This is a genomic window from Kribbella sp. NPDC026611 (assembly GCF_040638345.1).
Lineage (GTDB): Bacteria > Actinomycetota > Actinomycetes > Propionibacteriales > Kribbellaceae > Kribbella.
Genome location: NZ_JBEZYC010000019.1, coordinates 14,936 through 31,160, shown reverse-complemented (window position 1 = coordinate 31,160; position 16,225 = coordinate 14,936). Strand labels below are relative to the sequence as shown.

General features: G+C 69.4%; 15 protein-coding genes and 1 riboswitch. Of the genes, 11 read left to right on the top strand and 4 right to left on the bottom strand.

Features of this window, described 5'->3' with window-relative positions; translation table 11 throughout:
* Positions 1–214 precede the first annotated feature (214 nt).
* Genes AB0E69_RS40905 through AB0E69_RS40870 form a run of 8 tightly spaced genes read left to right on the top strand, consistent with a single transcriptional unit; the run spans position 215 to position 10,489 of the window.
* Complete coding sequence (locus AB0E69_RS40905) at positions 215–1,159, top strand: Gfo/Idh/MocA family oxidoreductase (protein WP_360159738.1); 945 nt, start codon at positions 215–217, stop codon at positions 1,157–1,159.
* Complete coding sequence (locus tag AB0E69_RS40900; protein WP_360159736.1) at positions 1,156–3,105, top strand: alginate lyase family protein; 1,950 nt, start codon at positions 1,156–1,158, stop codon at positions 3,103–3,105. Before AB0E69_RS40905 ends, AB0E69_RS40900 begins: the two co-directional genes overlap by 4 nt.
* 55 nt (positions 3,106–3,160) lie before the next feature.
* On the top strand, positions 3,161–4,378 hold the full coding sequence (locus tag AB0E69_RS40895) for a Wzz/FepE/Etk N-terminal domain-containing protein (RefSeq protein ID WP_360159734.1): 1,218 nt from the start codon (positions 3,161–3,163) through the stop codon (positions 4,376–4,378).
* On the top strand, positions 4,375–6,012 hold the full coding sequence (locus tag AB0E69_RS40890) for a hypothetical protein (protein WP_360159732.1): 1,638 nt from the start codon (positions 4,375–4,377) through the stop codon (positions 6,010–6,012). The genes AB0E69_RS40895 and AB0E69_RS40890 overlap by 4 nt, the downstream gene beginning before the upstream one ends.
* Positions 6,009–7,244 (top strand): hypothetical protein, encoded by a 1,236-nt coding sequence (locus tag AB0E69_RS40885; protein ID WP_360159730.1) that lies wholly within the window; start codon positions 6,009–6,011, stop codon positions 7,242–7,244. Before AB0E69_RS40890 ends, AB0E69_RS40885 begins: the two co-directional genes overlap by 4 nt.
* The gene (locus tag AB0E69_RS40880; RefSeq protein ID WP_360159728.1) at positions 7,241–8,437 is read left to right on the top strand and encodes a glycosyltransferase; all 1,197 of its coding nucleotides are present in this window, start codon (positions 7,241–7,243) and stop codon (positions 8,435–8,437) included. The genes AB0E69_RS40885 and AB0E69_RS40880 overlap by 4 nt, the downstream gene beginning before the upstream one ends.
* A gap of 43 nt (positions 8,438–8,480) precedes the next feature.
* Complete coding sequence (locus tag AB0E69_RS40875; protein ID WP_360159726.1) at positions 8,481–10,109, top strand: right-handed parallel beta-helix repeat-containing protein; 1,629 nt, start codon at positions 8,481–8,483, stop codon at positions 10,107–10,109.
* Between the two features lie 5 nt (positions 10,110–10,114).
* A complete protein-coding gene (locus AB0E69_RS40870) occupies positions 10,115–10,489 on the top strand; it encodes a hypothetical protein (RefSeq protein WP_360159724.1) in 375 nt (124 codons plus the stop codon).
* A gap of 40 nt (positions 10,490–10,529) precedes the next feature.
* Here AB0E69_RS40870 and AB0E69_RS40865 read toward each other — a convergent pair whose 3' ends face one another.
* The 4 genes from AB0E69_RS40865 to AB0E69_RS40850 all read right to left on the bottom strand — a co-directional run bounded on the left by AB0E69_RS40865 (position 10,530) and on the right by AB0E69_RS40850 (position 14,044).
* Positions 10,530–11,099 (bottom strand): sigma-70 family RNA polymerase sigma factor, encoded by a 570-nt coding sequence (locus AB0E69_RS40865; RefSeq protein ID WP_360159722.1) that lies wholly within the window; start codon positions 11,097–11,099, stop codon positions 10,530–10,532.
* 64 nt (positions 11,100–11,163) lie between these two features.
* Positions 11,164–12,702, bottom strand: coding sequence for a sugar transferase (locus AB0E69_RS40860; protein WP_360159720.1), 1,539 nt, complete (start codon positions 12,700–12,702; stop codon positions 11,164–11,166).
* Positions 12,703–12,944: 242 nt separating this feature from the next.
* The gene (locus AB0E69_RS40855; protein ID WP_360159718.1) at positions 12,945–13,220 is read right to left on the bottom strand and encodes a hypothetical protein; all 276 of its coding nucleotides are present in this window, start codon (positions 13,218–13,220) and stop codon (positions 12,945–12,947) included.
* Complete coding sequence (locus tag AB0E69_RS40850) at positions 13,217–14,044, bottom strand: PspA/IM30 family protein (protein WP_360159716.1); 828 nt, start codon at positions 14,042–14,044, stop codon at positions 13,217–13,219. The genes AB0E69_RS40855 and AB0E69_RS40850 overlap by 4 nt, the downstream gene beginning before the upstream one ends.
* A 165-nt stretch (positions 14,045–14,209) precedes the next feature.
* Here AB0E69_RS40850 and AB0E69_RS40845 point away from each other — a divergent pair, with 165 nt between their 5' ends.
* Genes AB0E69_RS40845 through AB0E69_RS40835 form a run of 3 tightly spaced genes read left to right on the top strand, consistent with a single transcriptional unit; the run spans position 14,210 to position 16,036 of the window.
* On the top strand, positions 14,210–14,797 hold the full coding sequence (locus tag AB0E69_RS40845) for a DUF3043 domain-containing protein (RefSeq protein ID WP_360159714.1): 588 nt from the start codon (positions 14,210–14,212) through the stop codon (positions 14,795–14,797).
* Between the two features lie 22 nt (positions 14,798–14,819).
* Positions 14,820–15,827 carry an aldo/keto reductase family protein gene (locus AB0E69_RS40840; RefSeq protein ID WP_360159712.1) on the top strand — a complete coding sequence of 336 codons (1,008 nt, stop codon included), beginning with the start codon at positions 14,820–14,822 and terminating at the stop codon, positions 15,825–15,827.
* Complete coding sequence (locus AB0E69_RS40835; protein WP_360159710.1) at positions 15,827–16,036, top strand: hypothetical protein; 210 nt, start codon at positions 15,827–15,829, stop codon at positions 16,034–16,036. Before AB0E69_RS40840 ends, AB0E69_RS40835 begins: the two co-directional genes overlap by 1 nt.
* Positions 16,037–16,067: 31 nt before the next feature.
* A riboswitch (cobalamin riboswitch) is annotated at positions 16,068–16,136 on the top strand.
* The last annotated feature ends 89 nt before the right edge of the window (positions 16,137–16,225 follow it).

The window sequence follows — 16,225 nt, the reverse complement described above, 5'->3', positions numbered from 1 at the left end:
GGCGCGGGGGGGCCCCCCCCCCTCTTCTTTCGGTTTTTTTTTTTTCCCCCACCCCCCCCCCCCCGGCGGGGCCCCCCTCTCCCCCACCCCCCCGCCGGCGGCCCCCCGGCCCCCCCGCGCGGGGTCGACCGCGGAAAAGCAGGAGGGTCTCGGGGCCTCCGTCCCTGCGTCCCGCCGGCGGGAGCCGGCCGGTGGGCCGGCTTCCGCCGGCGTCGTGCGGCTCGGGTTCGTTGGTGCGGGGAATTACGCGTCCAGCATGTTGTTGCCTCATCTGCAGGGTAATCAGGACGTCGTGCTGGCTCATGTGGCTACCAACAAGTCTTTGTCGGCGGCGAATGCTCAGCGGCGGTTTGGTTTTCGGGCTGTGTCTACTGATGCTGACGCGGTGCTGAACGCTGAGCTGGACGCGTTGTTCGTGGTGACTCGGCACAGTTCGCATGCGGAGTTGGCGTGCCGGGCGTTGGAGACCGGGAAGGCGGTGTTCGTCGAGAAGCCGTTGGCGCTGACCGATGACGAGCTGGACCGGATCGTGGCGACGGTGGATGCTACCGGCAACGATCGGTTGATGGTGGGGTTCAACCGGCGGTTCGCACCGTTGCTGACCGACCTCAGGGGACGGTTCGGTGACGTCGGCGGGACCTCGGTCCGGTACCTGGTGAATGCGGGCAAGCTCGACTCCACCAGCTGGTACCTCGACGCGGGCAAGGAAGGGTCCCGGTTCGCGGGTGAAGGCGGGCACTTCATCGACACGGTGAGCTGGTGGCTGGACAGCCTGCCGACCGAGGTGTACGCCGTACCCGGTCCAGAGACCGGTGACGTCCTGATCACCCTCCGGTTCGCGAACGGATCCGTCGGCACGATCAGCTACGTCGGTGGCGGGAACAGCCGCTTCCCGAAGGAGACGATCGACATCACCGGCGGCGGCCGCAACGGGCGGCTGGACAACTTCCAGAGCGCGTCGGTGTGGGCCGGGCGGAAGCCGTCCACCAAGAAGGTCCGCGGCACCGACAAGGGCCAGAAGACCGAGCTCGAGGCCTTCGTCCAGGCCGTGAAGACCGGCAGCCCGATGCCGATCCCGTTCGACTCTCTGGTCGCCACGACCCGAGCCACGATCGCAGTCGACCGTAGCTTGGCCAGCGGTAAGCCGGAGAAGGTGTGACCCGCCAGCCCCTGGGCTGGTACGTCCGCCGCCTGCGCCGGATGTCCCCCACCGAACTCGTCTGGCGCGCACGCGACACCGGACGCCGTACTGCCTGGGCCGCACACCAAGTGCGGCCTGGGCAGACCGCGGCCGTCGACCTCCCGCTGCACAAGGAACTGACCTTCGGTACGACGCTCCCGCCGCACACCGCCTGCGCCGTACCCGAAGAGACGCGCAAGTCCGTCGTCGCCACCGCCGACGCGATCATGGCCGGCCGGCTCGAGGTGCTCGGCGTCGACCGGACCGACCTGGAGAAGCCGGACTGGTTCCGCGACCCGGTCACCGGCCGCCGCTCGGACCCGGCGCAGTACGTCTTCAAGCTGAACCACCGCAACGAGGACGCGGTCGGCAACATCAAGCAGGTGTGGGAGCTGTCCCGCCACCACCACCTGACCCAGCTGGCTGCCGCCTGGTACGTGACGCACGACGACAGGTACGCCGAACGCGTCGCCGACCACCTCAACGACTGGTGGCGGTCGAACCCGTTCCTGTCCGGCGTGCACTGGGCCAGCGGAATCGAGGTCGGCATCAGGCTGATCAGCTGGACGTGGATCCGCCGCCTGCTGAACGACTGGCCGGACATCACCGACCTGTTCGAGCACAACCAGTTGGCGCTGCAGCAGATCTACTGGCACCAGCGCTACCTGTCCGCGTTCCAGAGCCACGGCTCCTCGGCCAACAACCATGTGATCGCCGAAGCTGCCGGACAGCTCGTCGGCGCCTGCGCGTTCCCCTGGTTCACCAGCAGTGCTCGCTGGCGCGACGACGCCGCAGCCCTGCTGGAGAAGGAGCTGGACGCCAACACGTTCCCGTCCGGGGTCAACCGCGAGCTGGCGAGCGACTATCACCGCTTCGTCTCGGAGCTGGGGCTGTACGCCGCTCTGGAAGCAGACAGCGCTGGTCACCCGCTCAGCGAACGCACCTGGGCACTGCTGACCCGCACCGTCGACGTAGCGGCCGCCATCGTCGACGAGACCCTGCGCCCGCCGCGACAGGGTGACGACGACGAAGGCATGGTCCTCGTCCTGGACCCACCGAACGTCCACAGCTGGGGTCCGTACCTCGCGCTCGGTGCCGCGGTCGTCGGCCGCGCACCCTGGTGGCCAGAGACGCCAGTGAGCACCACCTCGGTCATCGTCGGCGCTCTGATCGACGGCAAGCGGGCAGACCGGCCTGCTGAGCGACCGGATCACTTCGCCGACGCCGGCCTGACCATCCTGCGCAGCAACGACATCTGGTGCCGCGCCGACGCAGGTCCGCACGGCTTCCTCTCCATTGCGGCGCACGCGCACTGCGACGCGCTGTCGTTGGAGGTGCGCGTCGGCGGTGTCGACGTACTCGCGGACCCCGGCACGTACTGCTACCACGGCGAGGAGGAGTGGCGGAACTACTTCCGCTCCACCATCGGCCACAACACGGTCGAGGTCGCCGGTGCTGAGCAGTCCATCTGGGGTGGGCCGTTCCTCTGGTTGCGCGGCGCGACAGGCAAGATCCTGGGGTACGACGGGACCACGTGGGACGCCGAGCACGACGGCTATCGCACCGGCGACGCCCCGGTCACCCACCGGCGGATCGCCACGCTGCAGGACGGCGTACTGCGCGTCGAGGACCGTCTGGATGTGACGGCCGACGTACGGATCGCCTGGCATCTCGGTCCGGAGGTGTCTGTCGAGCTGGACGGGATCGAGGCCCGCCTGACGTGGCCCAGCGGGTCCGCGAACGTACAGCTGCCGGTCGCACTGCGCTGGACCACACACCGCGGCGGCGACGATCCGTTGCTGGGCTGGTACTCACCGCGATTCGGTCAGAAGGTCCCCAGCACCACCCTGGTCGGAACCGGTGCGATCACTCCGGACCTGCCCGCGACCAGCACTTTTGCCTTCCAGAACGTGTATCACCGCTAGTTCCCGCCCCCTCTTATAACCCGAACCGCTCGACGTTCGCTCTGGAGGGGGCCCTGTGAGCGCACAGCAGCTCGACGTCAAGAAATCCTGGCAAGCAATACGGCGGCACCGTCTCCTGGTGGGTGTGGTGGCCGCTGTTGGTCTGCTGGCCGGGATCGGCTATGCGTTCCTGGTACCGCCGATGTACAGCGCCGCCGCACTCGTCGTCCTCCCGCCGCCGCCTTCGTCGGCCGCGGGCTCGACCGCCGGCAGCCAGAGCATCGACACCCAGGTGTACATCGCGGAGAGCGGTCCGGTGCTCAACAGCGCCGGCCAGAACCTCAACCCGGCGCTGTCCACCGACGTGGTGCGCGGCCGGGTCACGGCGACCGCCGTCACCGAGGACGTCATCCGGATCGACGCCCAGGGCACCACGGCCGGCCAGGCCACCCAGCTGGCCAACGCGGTCGCCCGGGTCTACCTGGTGTTCGTCACCACCGACCAGAAGCTGCCGGGTGACCTCGGCAAGCGGACCGGCGCCCGGATGCTCGAGGAGGCGGCCAACGCGCACGGCGGCAACAAGCTCGTGCACACCGGCATCTACGGCGGTCTCGGCGCCCTGCTCGGCGCGATCCTCGGCGCGATCATCGTGCTGGCCCGGGTCCGCGGCGACCGCCGGCTCCGGCTGCGCGACGAGATCGCCGACGCGGTCGGGCTGCCGATCCTGGCCTCGGTCTCGTCGTACCGCGCGACCGACCCGTCCGACTGGGCCAACCTGCTCGAGCACTACGCACCGACCGCGGTCGACGCCTGGGCGCTCCGCAAGACCCTCCACAACCTGGCCCTGGACCTGAAGAGCGGCCAGCCGGCCTCGCTGACCGTCATCTCGTTCGCCGACGACGACAAGGCCCGGCCGCTCGGCCCGCAGCTGGCGGCGTTCGCCGGCTCGGTCGGCATCTCCACGTCGCTGGTCATCGACCAGCACCACGACAAGCCGTCCAACTCGGTGTCGCTGGAGATCCACCTGGTGCTGGTCGACCGGGAGGCCCCGCACCTGGACGGGACCGAGCACACGACGCGCACCATCATCGCGCTCTCGGCCGGCACCGTGACCGCCGAGGAGCTCGCCCGGCTGGCGGTGGCGACGGTCCAGGACGACCGCACCATCGACGGCATGGTGGTCACGGATCCGGATCCGTTCGACCGCACCATCGGACGGGTCGCGCAGGCGCAGCGCCGCGGCGGCTCGAGGCTTCCCACGCTGCTCACCGGTACGGCAAGGCGGACGCGATGACGAACCAGCAGTTCTCGGAGCCGGTCAGCAGCACCCCGGGCTGGGTGGAGGACAGCGACGGCCTGTTCGACGACGACAGGTCGACCTCGTACCCGCCGGACAGCCTGGTCACGTTCCGGTTCATCCGGGACGCCGCGGTCCGGCACATGCGGCTGTGGCTCGCACTCGCGATCCTCGGCTTCACCGGTGGACTGGCGACGTTCTTCGCGCTGCCGACGCCGCACCAGGCCTCGGCCCGGCTGCTGATCACCACCCGCGAGGGCGACGACCCGGTGAAGGCGATGGCGACCGAGGTCAGCCTGGCCACCACGCGGACCGTGGCCGAGCGGACGATCGCGTTGCTGAACCTGCCGGAGACGCCGGACGACCTGCTCGGGTCGTACACCGCGACCACGCTGACCGACCGGGTGATGGAGATCAAGGCGACGGCCAAGACCGACGACGACGCCACCAAGCTGGCCACGATCATCGCGCAGACCTACCTGATCTTCCGGCGCGAGCAGATCGGCCTGGACGACGGCCCGGTCCGCAAGGACCTGACCTCGGCGCAGAACGAGGCCGACCTCGCCAAGCAGGCGATCATCGCGTCCGGCGACACCCCGGACAACCCGAAGCACCCGAACAGCGCGGAGATGACGAAGTACAACGCCGCGATGGACAAGGTGCGGTTCGTCCAGCAGCAGCTGCTCGACCTGACCACGACCGCGGCGAAGATGAACAGCAGCCGGATGCTCGACGCGCCGTCGCCGGTGAAGGTGTCGGCCAAGCGGACGCTGGTGCTGGACGCCGCCATCGGCCTGCTCGGCGGCCTGTTCATCGGCCTCGGGTTCGTGATCATCCGGGCGCTGATCTCCGACCGGCTGTGGAAGCGGCAGGACATCTCCACCGCGCTCGGTGCGCGGGTCCGGCTCAGCACCGGTCGCCCGCCGCGGCTGTGGCGTCCGTTCGCCGGCGTACTGCGCGGGTCGCAGTCCCGGAACAAGCAGATCCGGCTGCTCGCGCAGCACCTGAGCCAGCGGATCATCTGGACCAAGCGCCCGACGCCGGCGCTCGCGGTGGTCAGCGTCGACGACGTACCGGCCTGCTCGCTCGCGGTCGCGTCGCTGGCCGTCATGCTGGCCGAGCAGGGCAAGCACGTGCTCGTCGCCGACCTGACGGACACCGGTGCGCTGGCCGCCAAGCTCGGCGTGAAGGAAGCCGGTACGCACGACTCGCGCTTCAGCGAGCCGGGACGCCGGATCGACGTGTTTCTGCCTGAGCGCGGCGGTCTGCCGCCCGAGGGCTGCTACCTGCGGCTGGGCGAGAACAACCGGCCGGACGGCGAGGGTGACGACCTACAGCTCGACGCGGCCTGGGACGTCGCCGACCTGGTCCTCACCCTGACCACCCTGTCCCCCGCCATCGGCGCCGACCACCTCGGCAGCTGGGCGTCGCGGGCAGCGGTCGTGGTGACCGCCGGCAAGTCGACGTCGACGAAGATCCGCGCCACCGGCGAGATGCTGCGACTGGCCGGGCTGGAGATCGACACGGCCATCGTGCTGCACGCGGACCGCACCGACGAGGGCGTAGGGGTCGCCGACGCGGAGGCGTCGATCCCGGCGTCGGCCGTCGACCTCGAGATGTTCTCCCGATGAGCACTTCGCTCGCGACCATCCGGACCCGGCTGGGGCCGAAGCCGGGGTTCCGGGCGGTCGCTCCGGAGGTGCGGCGGCGCCGCCGGGTCCAGCTGGTCTGGGCCATGCTGGTGCTCAACGTGCTGACGTTCTTCCCGGACTCGCGGCTGATCCTGCCGATCCCCGGCTCGCTCGGGAAGCTGATCGCCCAGGGCTCGCTGCTCGTCGGGGCGCTGCTGATCCTGACGGTCAACCGGCCGGCCCGGATCCGGCCCAGCATCTACATCTTCCTGGCCACGCTGCTGGTCACCGAGGCGATCCTCTCCAGCCTGCGGGCGGAGTTCCTGATCGGTGCGCTCTACCGGTCCGGCCGGCTGTTCCTGTTCGTCGCCGTGCTGTGGATGCTCTCGCCCTGGTGGACCCGCAAGGACCTGCTGCTGGTCCGCACGCACCTGAAGGTGCTGTGGGCAATCGTCGGTTCGGTCGCCATCGGTCTGCTCGTCGCACCCGGTACGGCGATGGCGGACAACCGCCTGGCCGGCATCCTCTGGCCGATCCCACCGACACAGGCCGGCCACTACTCCGCGATGGCCATCGGCCTCACCGCGGTGCTGTGGATGGCGGGACTGCTCAGACGAGAGGTCGCGATGGCCAGTGTGATCGTCTGCGTGCCGGTGCTGCTGCTGACGCACACCCGGACCGCACTGGTCGCGCTGCTGGCCGGAGCGATCGTCGGTGGGCTCAGCCTGTTCACCTACCGGTCCAGGGTGCGCAAGTTCTTCGCGATCGCGATCGGCGTGTTCTCGATGGGCGCACTGACCCTGGGCTCGGTCGTCACCACCTGGCTGGCGCGCGGCCAGGACGCGGACCAACTGGGCGCACTGACCGGCCGGCGCGCGGTGTGGGACTCGATCCTCGCGCAGAAGCGGTCGACCTGGGAGACGCTCTTCGGCTTCGGCCTCTCCAACAAGTCCTTCAACGGGCTGCCGATCGACAGCAACTGGCTCGGCACGTACTACGACGTCGGGGCGCTCGGCATGGCGTTCTGCATCGCCATGGTGCTGTTCGTCTTCGTCTGCGCGTGGTTCACGCCGCAGGGCCCGCGCCGGGCGCTGGCGCTGTTCCTGGTCGCGTACTGCGTGGTCGCGTCGTTCACCGAAACCGGTCTGAGCGAGGCATCGCCGTACCTGCTGGAGCTCACGCTCGCAGCGACGCTCGTGTACCCCAGATCCGCTCGGGAAGGTGCCGCATGAAGATCCTGCTGGTGCACAACAGGTACCGGTCGACCGCACCGAGCGGCGAGAACCGGGTCGTCGACCAGGAGCACGAGGCACTCGCCGCGCTCGGTCACGAGGTCCGGCTGTTCGAGCGGCAGAGCGACGAGATCGAGGAGTGGCCGGCCTGGAAGAAGGCCACCCTGCCCGCCCGTGTGGTGTGGAACCCGGCCTCCAAGAAGGACCTGGCCGCCACCCTGCGCGAGTTCCGGCCGGACGTCGTGCACGTCCACAACACGTTCCCGGTGCTCAGCCCGTCCGTGCTCTACGCCTGCCGCGACGCCGGCGTACCGATCGTCATCACGCTGCACAACTACAAGCTGCTCTGCGCGAGCGGTGACTTCCTGCGCGACGGGAAGGTCTGCCACGACTGCGCCGGCGGCAGTCCGGTCCCGGCGGTCCAGCACAGCTGCTACCGCGGCTCCCGGCTGGCCACGGCAACGACCGTACTGAACACCAGGTCGCACCGCCGTACCTGGCAGAACCTGGTGTCGGCGTACCTGTTCGTCTCGGACTCGCAGCGCAAGCTGCTGGCCGGCATGGACTTCGACGAGGACCGCAGCTTCGTCCGCTACAACTACGTCCCGTACGACGGACCGCTCGCCGGCGCGGACAAGCTGCGCCAGGTGACGTACGTCGGCCGGCTGGACGCGGCCAAGGGCGCTCCGCTGCTGATGAAGGGCTGGGACGCCTACCGCGAGGTCGCGGGTGACGACGCGCTGCGCCTGGTGATCGCCGGTGGCGGGCCGATGCTCGAGGAGGTGACCGCGTGGGCCGCCGACCGGCCGTCGGTCGAGCTCCGCGGGCTGATGAGCAAGCCGGACGTGTTCAAGCTGATCGGCGAGTCCCGCGCGGTGGTGCTGCCGTCGGAATGGGAGGAGACGTTCGGCCTGGTGGTGGTCGAGGCGATGGCGGTCGGCGTACCGCTGCTGGCGACCCGCCACGGATCGTTCCCCGAGCTCATCACCGACGGCGTCGACGGAGCGTTGTTCGATCCGGGCCGTCCGGCCGAGCTGGCCAAGCTGCTGCTCGACGTGGACGCCGCCCCCGACCGGTACGACGAACTGGGCCGCAACGCCCGTTCGACGTACGAGTCCAAGCACGACCCACAGCGCAACCTGGGGCAGCTGGTCGACGTGTACCGGTTCGCGATCGCGAACCCCCGTCGTTAGCCGCCGCAGCCACCCGCCCGCCAGGCCCCCCGAAGGAAAAACCATGGAACAGCGCGTCCCGTCCCCGCCGGTCTCCGGCCGAGGCACGCCGTGGTACCGCCGGCGACGTGTCCTCGTCGGCGGCGGAGTCGCGCTCGTTCTGGCCGGGGCCCTGTCGGTGGCCGCCGTGGTCGCCGACGGCGGGACGAACAAGAAGTCAGCAGACCCGGGCAAGCCGACCGCCCAGGCCTCCGCGCCGCTCAAGGCGCCGACCGCACCGCCGGTCAAGGTCTGCGGCAACACCAAGGCCCTGTCCGGTACGGCGACCGCCCCGGCCGGCGCTGTCGTCGTCGGCCTCACCGACAACCTGCAGGACCTGACCTCGCACCATCCGGCCGGTACGACGTTCTGGCTGATGCCCGGTCGGCACCGGCTCAGCAACGGCGCGTTCGTCCAGGTGATCCCGAAGCAGGGCAACCAGTACCTCGGCGCGCCCGGCGCGATCCTGGACGGCGCAAACCGGAACAAGTACGCGTTCACCGGCTACGCCACCGACGTGGTGATCCGGAACCTGACCATCCAGAACTTCGGCAAGGCCAAGGGCAACAACGACGAGGGTGTGGTCAACCACGACTCCGCGACCGGGTGGGTGATCGAGGGCAACACCGTCCAGCACAACGCCGGCGCCGGCGTGATGATCGGCACCCGGAACGTGCTCAAGGGCAACTGCCTGCGCGACAACGGGCAGTACGGCTTCAACGCCTACAACCCGGGCCGGGTCGCCAGCATCACTATCCAGGGCAACGAGATCACCGGCAACAACACCGACGACTGGGAGAACCTGCGGCCCGGCTGCGGATGCACCGGCGGCGGCAAGTTCTGGTCGGTGGCCGGCGCCGTCGTCCGCGCGAACTACATCCACGAGAACAACGGCCCGGGGATGTGGGCCGACACGAACAACTCGGCGTTCGCGGTGGAGGGCAACTACATCGCCGACAACGTGGCCGAGGGGATGATCTTCGAGACCAGCTACAACGCCGCGATCCGGGCCAACACCTTCCTCCGCAACGGGCTCCGCAAGGGCCCGGACAACGAGGGCTTCCCGGCGCCGGCGCTGTACCTGTCCGAGTCCGGCGCGGACAAGCGGGTGCCGGGAATGTACAACCAGACCTTCGAGGTCAGCGGCAACGTCTTCACCGACAACTGGTCCGGCGTGATCCTCTGGGAGAACGCGGACCGGTTCGCCGGCTCCGCGGCCAACACCAGCACCGGTTCCGGCACGCTGGTGAACCCGTCCGTGGTCACCACCACGACCTGCAACGCCAGCACGATCCGCACCCAGCCCTACCTCGGCGACTGCCGCTGGAAGACGCAGAACGTGCGCGTGCACGACAACGTGTTCAACCTGAACCCGGCCGTGCTCGGCGCCCGGTGCGCGTCCCGGAGCGGCTGCGGCTACAACGGCATCTTCTCCAACTGGGGCACGTTCCCGGAGTGGTCGCCGTACAAGGCCCGGACCGTCGAGGACGCGATCACCTTCCACCAGGGCAACCGGTTCTTCTCGAACACCTACAGCGGGCCGTGGAAGTTCATGGTGCACGAACAGGGCAACTCGGTGAACTGGGCGGCCTGGCAGGGCGCGCCGTACGGCCAGGACGAGGACAGCGTCGTCAAGGTCCTCGGGGAGCGCTGACGACGATGATCGGGCCTCCGGAGCGCGCCGCGGGTGAGCAGATCGCACTGCTCCGCTCGGTCGGCTATGCCGCGTTCGGTCGGCACGAGCGCGACCTCGACGTACTGGACCTGGTGTTCGACAGCCTCGTCGACGCACCTGGTACCGAAGGCGTGCGGCAACTGCGGTTCATCGGTCACGGCGTCACGCTGGACGTGGACGTCCGCGGCCGGCACGACCTGACCGTCGAGCTCCGGGTCACCCCGTCCGGACCGTTCGTGGTCGAGTCCCGCGGCGACGACAACAGCGGCCCGGGCGGACAGGCCCGCCTGGTCAGCTTCCTGCTCCGCTGGCCGGGCAGCACGCAACGACCGGTCCGCACCGCCTGGGTCCTGCTGTAGGCGGGTACGGACCGGTCGTCAGGTAGTACAGACTGCTGCTTCAGGAGGCAAGCAGCAGTCTGAGCTTGTCGAGGCAGCGGCCACGGATCGGGCCGATGCTGCCGATCGGGATACCGATCGTCGCGGAGATCTCGGCGTACGGCGCGGGCGGGTCGGCCATCAGCATGCCGAGCAGCTGCTGCCACCGGTCCGGCAGGCTCTCCAGCGCCCGCCGTACGTCGTCGGCGCGCTCGCCGGCGAGCAGGTCCGCGTCCAGCTCGGGGTCGTCACCCGGTACGCCCTCGAACGCGGCGTCCTCGTAGGTGAGCAGCACGCGCTTGCGGAAAGCCAGCACCCGCAGGCACTCGCGCCGCGTGGTGACGACCAGCCAGGCACCGACCCGCTCCGGGTCGACGCGGTGGATGTGCTCGAGCAACCGCAGCCAGACCATCTGAGAAACGTCCGCGGCGTCGCTGTCGCTCAGCCGGAAGCTACGGGTAACGGCCCAGACGAGCCGGGCATAGTGGTCGACCAGCCGGCTCCAAGCCCCCTGGTCCCCGTCCGCGGCCTGGATCACCAGGGTCGCGGCTTCGGATCGGGCCGTGGCCGATCCGTCCAGTACTACAGTCACGAATTCCCCCCTCGGGAATGCACAGCTATCAATTCACCGCTCTTCGGCAGAAAGAAGCGGTTGCCTAGTACGCGCCGTCACTCCCCAGTACGGCGCGCGCGGTCTTCCACAAGATGAGCAGGTCCAGGGCGATCGACCAGTTGTCGGCGTACCGCAGGTCGAGCCGCATCGACTCCTCCCAGGTCAGGTCGCTGCGACCGCTGACCTGCCAGAGGCCGGTCAGGCCCGGCTTCACGAGCATCCGCCGCGCGTCGTCGATCGCGTACTGCGCGACCTCCGCCGGCAGCGGTGGCCGCGGGCCGACCAGGGACATGTCGCCCCGGAGCACGTTGACCAGCTGCGGCAGCTCGTCGATCGAGAACCGCCGCAGGTACTTGCCGACCTTCGTGATGCGCGGGTCGTCGCGCATCTTGAAGAGGATCCCGTTGCCCTCGTTCAGCGCGTGCAGCTCGGCCTTCCGCTCCTCGGCGTCGACCACCATGGTGCGGAACTTCAGCATCTTGAACGGCACGCCACCGCGGCCCACCCGGGTCTGCTTGAACAGCACCGGCCCCTTGCTGGTGAGCTTCACCAGCGCCGCGGTGACGAGCAGCAAAGGCGCGATGCCGAGCAGCATCAGGCACCCGACCACCCGGTCGAAGATGTTCTTCATCAGGTGCGGTCCGCCGCTCACCGACGGCCGCTCCAGGTGCAGCAGCGACAGGCCGGCGACCGGGCGGATCGAGATCCGCGGACCGGCGACCTCGACGATGCCCGGCGAGACGATCAGGTCGACGCCCCGCTGCTCGAGCGCCCAGGACAGCTTGCGCAGCGAGTGCCCGGCGAGCTCCGGATCGGTGGCCACCGCGACCACGTCGACGTCGTACTGGTCGACGCCGGCCAGGATGTCCATCTCGGTCCGGCCCAGCCGGTCCGGCAGGTGCTCGGCGACCGACTCCTCCAGCGCGTCGCCGCGCGGCAGGCAGTTGGCGACCACGACGTACCCGTCGGCCGGCCGCTCCTCCAGGTGCCGCCGCAGCGTGGTCACCTGGTCGTTGCGTCCGACCACGAGCACCCGGCGCATGCAGCGCCCGGCGAACCGGCGCTTGGAGATCTGCCGGTGCAGCACCCAGCGGGCGAACATCGCCGCCGCGCACGTCATCGGGACCGCGAGCACGACGAAACCACGAGCCACCTGGCTCTTGGTCGCGTACGACGTGATCGCGACCACCGCGGTCAGCGCGACCGCGGCCCGGATGATGGAGCGGAACTCCTCCGGCCCGGTGCCGAAGTACCGGGTCTCGTAGCCCCGTTCGAGCGCCACGCAGACCAGCCAGGCGATCGGCAGCGCCGCGCCGAGCAGGATGTAGCCGAGGTTGATCTGGGCCCCGAAACGACCGACCAGCGCCACGGAGACGCCGATGAAGGCGGCCGCCAGGTCACCGGCGAGCGCTGCCCACCGGTACCGCGCCACCCAGCGCGCTTCGGTGTACCGGGCCGAGCGCGGCACGATCGCCGGCACCTCGTCCGGAACCACCCAGACCGGCCGGCGACGCTCCCCCGAGACCGCCGGCCGAAGATCAGCCGATTCGGCCAACCCCTCGGACATGACAAATTCAGTCACGCACAGTCACCCCCCACAGGTGAAAAGCGATGCCCGCGACCAACCCACTCCCCGTCACGGACCTCGTCGAACGCCGCCCCCACAACGGCGTGATCCAGAGAGTACTACGTCCTGACCACTGATAACAGCACTGATCGCGAGTGTTTACCCCCGCGCAACCAGACTCCCGGAAAGCGGGATACAAAGAACCCCCGGAGCCGAATTTCGAGCTCCGGGGGTCTTGAAACGACTACTTGAAGTGATCAGCCGGCGATCAAGCCGTCGCCGCTGATCAGCTCGCGCATCTCGGCCAGCGAGCTGTCCGACGGCGGCAGGATCGCGTCGGAGTCGTGCAGCTCGTCGTCCGGCACCTTTTCGCCGGAGCGGACGAAGTCCAGCAAGGCGGCGAACGCGGTCTGGAACGCGGCGTCGTCGCCCGCGGAGACGGCCTTCTCCAGGTCGCCGTCCACCGAGTTCAGTGCGTCCAGCTTCTCGTCGGCCAGTCGCCACTGGCCTTCGCCCATGATGCGAACGATCATCGAACGTCTCCGTCCTGGGGTCTCACCGGCTCTGAGACAGGTTGGGTGGCCGGCTGCTGCGTAGGCTGCTGCTGGGTCGCCGGGGCGGCGGGGGTCTCACCGGAGAGCTCCTTCGGCGCACTGCCGCCGGAGAGCTGGGCCTTCATCGCGGCCAGCTCGTTCTCCACGTCGGAGCCGGACGACATCCGCTCGAGCTCGAGCGTGATGCTGTCCTTGTTGGTGCCGGTGGCGTCGTCGAGCGCGCCGGAGGCGAGCAGCTCGTCGATCGCGCCGGCCCGGGCCTGCATCTGCTGGGTCCGGTCCTCGGCCCGCTGGACCGCGAGGCCGACGTCGCTCATCTCCTCGGAGATGCCGGAGAAGGCCTCGTTGATCCGGGTCTGCGCCTCGGCCGCGGTGTAGGTGGCCTTGATGGTCTCCTTGCGGGTCCGGAACGACTCGACCTTGGCCTGCAGCCGCTGGGAGGCGAGGGTGAGCTTCTCCTCCTCGCCCTGCAGCTGGGCGTGCTGGGTCTGCAGGTCGTCGATCTGGCCCTGCAGCCCGGACTTCCGGGTCAGGGCCTCCCGGGCCAGGTCCTCACGGCCCATCGAGAGCGCCTTCTGCGCCTGCTCCTGCAGCTTCGCCGACTGGGACTGCAGCTGGGACGCCTGCAGCTCCACCCGCTTACGGCTGGTGGCCACGTCGGCCACGCCCCGCCGTACCTTCTGCAGCAGCTCCAGCTGCTTCTGATACGAGTAGTCAAGGGTTTCGCGAGGATCCTCGGCCTTGTCCAGGGCGGAGTTCGCCTTGGCCTTGAAGATCGTCGACATCCGCTTGAAGATGCTCATCGATATCCGTACCCCTTCTGTGCCGGAGTGACGACCCGGCGTGCGTGCCATCCACCCTATGTGCGTACGGGTCACCACACCATCAGGACAGGCCCGGATAAAGTGGCCCTAGGTCCGGGGACCACCCCGAGTCCTGACCTGCCCTGCGAATGAGGTTCTGACCCCGTGTTCCGTCGTACCAAGTCTGAGACAGATACCACCGTACCCGCCGACCCCCAGGGCAAGCCGGGTGGCAAGGGACGGCCGACGCCGAGCCGCCGCGAGGCGGAGGCGGCCCGCAAGGCCACCTTCAAGAAGCCGCGCAACCGCAAGGAGGCCTCGGCGCTGCGGCGGGAGAAGGTGCGGACCGAGCGCAGCAAGATGCAGGCGGCCATGCAGACCGGCGACGACCGGTACCTGCCGGCCCAGGACAAGGGCCCGGTCCGGCGGTTCGCCCGCGACTACGTGGACGCGCGGTACTCGGTGATGGAGTTCGCGCTGCCGGTCCTCCTGGTGGTGTCCCTGGTCGGCGTGGTGTTCTCCCCGCAGTACCCCTGGCTGGCCGGCCTGGTGAACCTGCTCTTCCTGGCGATGATCCTGCTGATCGGTGCGGACTGGTTCCTGCTCACCGCGGGGCTGCGGAAGGCGATCGGGGTCAAGTTCCCGAACGAGTCCTCCAAGGGCATCAGCTTCTACGCGGTCCGGCGGACGATGCAGATGCGCCGCTGGCGGCTGCCGAAGCCGATGGTGAAGCGCGGCGAGAAGCCGGTCTGAGGCAAGCCGGTAGGGTCGGGGCATGGACTTCCGCTATCTCGGCAACAGTGGTTTGAAGGTCAGTGAGATCTCGTACGGGAACTGGCTCACGCACGGGTCCCAGGTGGAGAACGAGCAGGCCAAGGCCTGCGTGCGGGCGGCGCTGGACGCCGGCATCACCACGTTCGACACCGCTGACGTGTATGCGAACACCAAGGCCGAGTCCGTGCTCGGCGAGGCGCTCGCGGGTGAGCGGCGCGAGTCGCTGGAGATCTTCACCAAGGTCTACTGGCCGACCGGCCCGGGCGGACCGAACGACACCGGCCTGTCCCGCAAGCACATCCACGAGTCGATCAACGGCTCGCTGAAGCGGCTCGGCACCGACTACGTCGACCTCTACCAGGCGCACCGGTACGACACGGAGACGCCGCTGGAGGAGACGATGGAGGCGTTCGCCGACGTCGTCCGGCAGGGCAAGGCGCTGTACATCGGCGTGTCCGAGTGGACCGCCGAGCAGCTGCAGGAGGGCCACCGGCTGGCCCGCGAGCTGCGCATCCCGTTCGTCTCGAACCAGCCGCAGTACAGCATGCTCTGGCGCGTCATCGAGGCCGAGGTCGTGCCGGCCTCGGAGGAGCTCGGCATCAGCCAGGTGGTGTTCTCGCCGATCGCGCAGGGGGTGCTGACCGGGAAGTACCTGCCGGGTGCGCAGCCGCCGGAGGGGTCCCGGGCGACCGACGCCAACGGCGCCAACATGATCAAGCGGTTCCTCAACGACGACGTCCTGACCCGGGTCCAGGAGCTGAAGCCGCTGGCCGAGGAGGCCGGGCTGTCGCTGTCCCAGCTGGCCGTCGCCTGGGTGCTGCAGAACCAGAACGTCGCCTCGGCCATCATCGGCGCCTCCCGGCCCGAGCAGGTCACGGAGAACGTGCAGGCGTCCGGTGTGAAGCTGGAGGAGGACCTGCTGAAGCGGATCGACGAGGTGCTCGGCAACATCGTCGAGCACGACCCGGCCAAGACGGCGCAGAACTCGCCGCAGACGCGGGTGGCCTGATGAGCTGGAGCTGGCGGTTCGAGACGCCGACCGGCGCGCTGGTCGACCCGGGCGAGGTCGGCGGGGCCGAGTTCTCCGCCCAGGGTGACGCGGAGAGCTGGCTGGGCGAGGTCTGGCGGGACCTGGCCGACCGCGGCGTCGGGCAGGTGTTCCTGCTCGAGGACGGCCGCGAGGTCTACGGGCCGATGAGTCTGTCGTCGGCAGAGTAGAGTCTGGTCGAACCACACGCCTGCGTCACAGGGAAGCCGGTCGAAGTCCGGCGCTGACCCGCAACCGTAGGCCGCCCACCCGGGCGGCGAGCCGGAACACTGTGCCGCAGGCGGTCAGGCTCAGCTACCCGCCGTGGTCCGCGGGTGGAGCCCCCACCCGGGACCTCCTCCGTCGGCCATGGCCCGACC

What these genes read in the sequence shown, in the direction of transcription:
- AB0E69_RS40870 (WP_360159724.1), top strand. Translation starts at nt 10,115, where the DNA reads ATGATCGGGCCTCCGGAGCGCGCCGCGGGTGAGCAGATCGCACTGCTC.
- AB0E69_RS40890 (WP_360159732.1), top strand. Translation starts at nt 4,375, where the DNA reads ATGACGAACCAGCAGTTCTCGGAGCCGGTCAGCAGCACCCCGGGCTGG.
- AB0E69_RS40885 (WP_360159730.1), top strand. Translation starts at nt 6,009, where the DNA reads ATGAGCACTTCGCTCGCGACCATCCGGACCCGGCTGGGGCCGAAGCCG.
- AB0E69_RS40880 (WP_360159728.1), top strand. Translation starts at nt 7,241, where the DNA reads ATGAAGATCCTGCTGGTGCACAACAGGTACCGGTCGACCGCACCGAGC.
- AB0E69_RS40855 (WP_360159718.1), bottom strand. Translation starts at nt 13,220, where the DNA reads ATGATCGTTCGCATCATGGGCGAAGGCCAGTGGCGACTGGCCGACGAG.
- AB0E69_RS40875 (WP_360159726.1), top strand. Translation starts at nt 8,481, where the DNA reads ATGGAACAGCGCGTCCCGTCCCCGCCGGTCTCCGGCCGAGGCACGCCG.
- AB0E69_RS40840 (WP_360159712.1), top strand. Translation starts at nt 14,820, where the DNA reads ATGGACTTCCGCTATCTCGGCAACAGTGGTTTGAAGGTCAGTGAGATC.
- AB0E69_RS40835 (WP_360159710.1), top strand. Translation starts at nt 15,827, where the DNA reads ATGAGCTGGAGCTGGCGGTTCGAGACGCCGACCGGCGCGCTGGTCGAC.
- AB0E69_RS40850 (WP_360159716.1), bottom strand. Translation starts at nt 14,044, where the DNA reads ATGAGCATCTTCAAGCGGATGTCGACGATCTTCAAGGCCAAGGCGAAC.